Genomic DNA, 3490 nt, shown 5'->3' on the forward strand with positions numbered 1-3490 from the left:
GGTCCGAATGCTCGGACCCACCGAAGCCGCATGAACCAACGGGACTCCCGCAGCGTCACAGTAGCGGCAGCCCGGAATGAGGGCGCCAACACGACCGTTTGACCGAACAAGGAGGATCCTCGTGGCCCTGACCACGCGTACGAAGATCATGGGGGCTGTGCTGGCCGCGGCCCTCGCCGGATCCGTCGCCCTGTTGTCGTCACACGACGACGATCGGACCGGCGCCGCCGGGGCCGCCGATGCGGAGCGCACCCCCGGGCAGGTCCGCTTAACCGAGACGAAGGAGGGGGTCCCTTCCCGCTCCGCGACCGACTGGGTGTCGTACGGCGACCAGGTCGCCGTCGTGCGCGTGTTGGCGGAACACGAGCAGCATGACCACGTGACGGACGACGAGGACGCCGGCGGAGAGACATACATGCCGCGGACGGTCTACATGCGCGTCACCGACCGAGTGTGGGGCCGGCCCGCAGCTCCGACTCTTCCCGGCGCCCTTTCGGTCACCGTCGACGGATGGCAGCTCAAGGACGGCGCACGGGTCCGCGTGGCCTCACAGGACGCGTCGCGATTGGAGGTCGGCCACACCTACGTGATCACGTTCGCCCGTTACGCGGACGGCGTGTGGGCACCGCTGGGGTCTGGGGCTGCCCTGCCGTACGATCAGGGGCGCGTCGGCAAGGGCGAGTTCGAGGGGGGCGACGTCACGGTCGACGCCTACCGTTCGGCGCTTGAGCGGCAGCGCGTGTCCGGTGAGGAGGACCCCGTGGCCCTGCGAACCGCCGGCAAGACCGCAGCCGAGATCGAGCAGGTCCTGCGCAGCGCGCACCCCGATCCCCGAGCCACACGACCCGCGCAGGCGAGGGAGCCCGCGGAGTCCTTCTGCTCGGTGGCCTCGCCGCTCGCGGTGTCCGAGAACAGCCGTTACACGCCCGACGAGTTGGCGTCCGTCCTCACCGACCTCGCCGCGACGGCCTCGAAGCCGGCGGATGCCTCCGCCCTGCGGACGTACGCGCACTCCCTCGACGCCGAAACGGGCGCCGACGCGCCGGACGTCACTGCCCGCCAGGCTTCGGTCGTCGCGATAGAGCATGCGTGTGCTATCGAGGTGGGGGCACTGAAGCCGACCGACAGCTGACCTGAGGGGCAGGGGCGGCAGTCGGCGCGGGCGAAGTCCATCACGATGGCGTCGCGGCCGTGCTGGGTGACCGAATACCAGCCGGCGCTGGTGTCGCCCTGGGGGCAGCGGACCTGACGGGCTTTCCGGTCGATGTGGAAGGCGCTCTTGGCCAAGCCCTCGGCGGCCTTGGCCTGAGGCCGCTTCCACGACCAGGCCGACGGAGGGATATCCGGAGTCGAGGTAGTGCTCGCCTGGTAGCCGGCCGCTTTCTCAGTCGCGTACGAACAAGGGCTCGCCCGGAGGGGTGGTTCCGGCCGGCAGGAGTGCCAGGTCGAGGCCGCGCACCAGGCGGGCCCTCAGTGTCTCGTCGGCGGCCAGCCGCTCGGCGACCGCGCGGGCGGCCGGGGCGGGCGGTGCGGCGGGGTCGAGGACGAGCGCGAGAGTGCCGTCGGCCGTGCCGGGGCCGAGGTGGGCGGAGCGCACGGCGGGCTCGGCGGCGACGGCCGCGCGGACGGCGGCCACCACGGCCGGGTCGGTCAGCGGGTCGACGCTGGTGCGGCCCTCGGCCAGCGCGAGCAGCGCCGCGCCGGTCAGCTCGAACGGCACGGGCCCGGCGAGGTCCAGTACGACCGTGTCGGCCTTCTCGTGGGCGGCGGCCTGGAGGGCCTGGTGCAGCGGTACGGCGACCGGCCGGGCGGCGGGGTCCCAGCGGGCCAGTGACGCGGTGGAGGTGAAGGCGGGCAGCGCGGTGCGCCCGGCGGCCTTCAGCGTGGGAACGGCCATGTCGCTGGTCTTCTCCCGGCGCAGCCCCTTCTCGTCCACCTCGACCTCGCCGAGCACCGCGACGACGGGAACGAGCAGCCGGGCGCCCTTGAGCGCCTCCAGTACGGGCCCGAGCAAGCCACGATCTTCGGCCCAGGCCGCGAGGGCGGCGCTCAGCCGGGGGTCGGCGGAGCCGTCGTCGTCGGAGAAGCCGGAGTCGGGGATGTTCTTGTTCGCCACGGTCCCGACCTTATCGGGGGCGCCCGCCGGAGGAATCGGCCGGGTTTGCCAGGACCGGCAACACGTCCGTCACCCGGCTCACAGGAATCCGGGGATTTGCTGACGTACTTCTAACCTCGGCCTAACGGCACGCACAGCCCGCCGCCGCACCATCGCGGCATGGAGCCCTCCCGAGGCGGCCCGGGCCGCCGTCGCCGCCGTGCCCGCCGCCGTCCGGTACTGTCCGCCGCGCTGGTGGCCCTCGTGATCGGCGGGGTCACGGCCGGCGGCACCGTCTATGTGAAGGCGCGGGCGCACGACGGCGGCCGGGCCGTGTCGTCGCCGGCCCGGGCGGACGAGGAGGAGGCATCGGTGGAACCCGTGACGAGGCCGGCGGTGGACCGCACAGCACTGCTCGGCGCGGCCATGAAGGCAGTGGAGGTGCCCCCGGGCGCCGCCGTGTCGGCGGCGGTGCTCGACGTGGACTCCGGACAGAGCGCGGTGTACGGGGAGGGTGCCTTCGACACCGCGAGCATCGTCAAGGTGGACATCCTCGCGGCGCTGCTGCTCCAGGCGCAGGACGAGGGCCGGCCCCTGACGGCGGCGGAGAAGGCTTACGCCGGGAAGATGATCGGGTCGAGTGACAACGCCTCCGCGACCGCGCTGTGGGACACCGTCGGCGGTGCGGAAGGGCTGGACGCGGCGAACGCGCGCTTCGGACTGACCGCGACCTCGGCCGGGGCGAACGGCCTGTGGGGACTGACCCGGACGACGGCGAAGGACCAGCTCACCCTGCTCCAGCAGGTGTTCGGGACCGGATCGAAGCTGACCTCCGGCTCGCGCGCGTACCTGCGGGAGTTGATGGAGTCCGTGGACCCCGGTCAGCGCTGGGGGGTGTCGGCCGCCGCCGGTGGCGGTGTCACGGCGCTCAAGAACGGCTGGCTGCCGCGTAGTACGACGGGTCTGTGGGTGGTGAACAGCATCGGGCGGGTCGAGACAGCCGACGAGGCCTCGTATCTGGTGGCGGTGCTGTCCCGGGGGGCGACGGCCCAGGCGGCGGGGATCGCCCTGGTGGAGTCGGCGGCGCGGGCGGCGGTGGGGGCGTTCGCCGGTCCGGCGTGATCAGCCGCCGGCGCGGGGCCTGCGCTCGCGCCGGACGACCACGGCGGCAGCGATCAGCAGGGCGGTGCCGGCGCCGCCCGCCGGCCAGGCGGCCCAGCCGGCGCTGCCGTCGGCGGAGCCGGGGCTGTCGGGGCCGGGGCCGAAGTACTTCTTGCCGTAGGCCACCGGGCGCGGGTTCCCGGGTTTCAGACGGGCGGCGGCCGGGCCGGGGGCGGGCGAGCCGGAGACCGGCCGCGGCAGGGTACAGCAAGCACGTCCGGGGGACATGAGGGG

At 73.6% G+C, this 3490-nt stretch carries 3 protein-coding genes and 1 pseudogene; 2 read left to right on the plus strand and 2 right to left on the minus strand.

Going from position 1 to position 3490, the window contains the following annotated elements; genetic code table 11:
- The first annotated feature begins 121 nt into the window (after nt 1-121).
- Complete coding sequence (locus tag ACFWN1_RS32335; protein ID WP_384370019.1) at nt 122-1132, plus strand: hypothetical protein; 1011 nt, start codon at nt 122-124, stop codon at nt 1130-1132.
- A 252-nt stretch (nt 1133-1384) separates the two neighbouring features.
- On the opposite strand, the gene ACFWN1_RS32340 is transcribed toward ACFWN1_RS32335, so the two are convergent.
- A complete protein-coding gene (locus ACFWN1_RS32340) occupies nt 1385-2116 on the minus strand; it encodes an SseB family protein (protein ID WP_384370022.1) in 732 nt (243 codons plus the stop codon).
- 159 nt (nt 2117-2275) lie between these two features.
- On the opposite strand from ACFWN1_RS32340, the gene ACFWN1_RS32345 reads away from it, so the two are divergent.
- Nucleotides 2276-3217: a serine hydrolase gene (locus tag ACFWN1_RS32345; protein ID WP_384370025.1), complete on the plus strand. Its 942-nt coding sequence runs from the start codon at nt 2276-2278 to the stop codon at nt 3215-3217.
- On the opposite strand, the pseudogene ACFWN1_RS32350 reads toward ACFWN1_RS32345, so the two are convergent.
- A pseudogene (locus ACFWN1_RS32350) lies at nt 3218-3490 on the minus strand (hypothetical protein); the annotation flags it as partial.

The organism is Streptomyces sp. NPDC058459, from assembly GCF_042721685.1.
GTDB lineage: Bacteria > Actinomycetota > Actinomycetes > Streptomycetales > Streptomycetaceae > Streptomyces.

Bases quoted from the DNA above. Each gene is read 5' to 3' on its own strand.
- ACFWN1_RS32345 (WP_384370025.1), top strand. From the start codon at position 2,276: ATGGAGCCCTCCCGAGGCGGCCCGGGCCGCCGTCGCCGCCGTGCCCGC.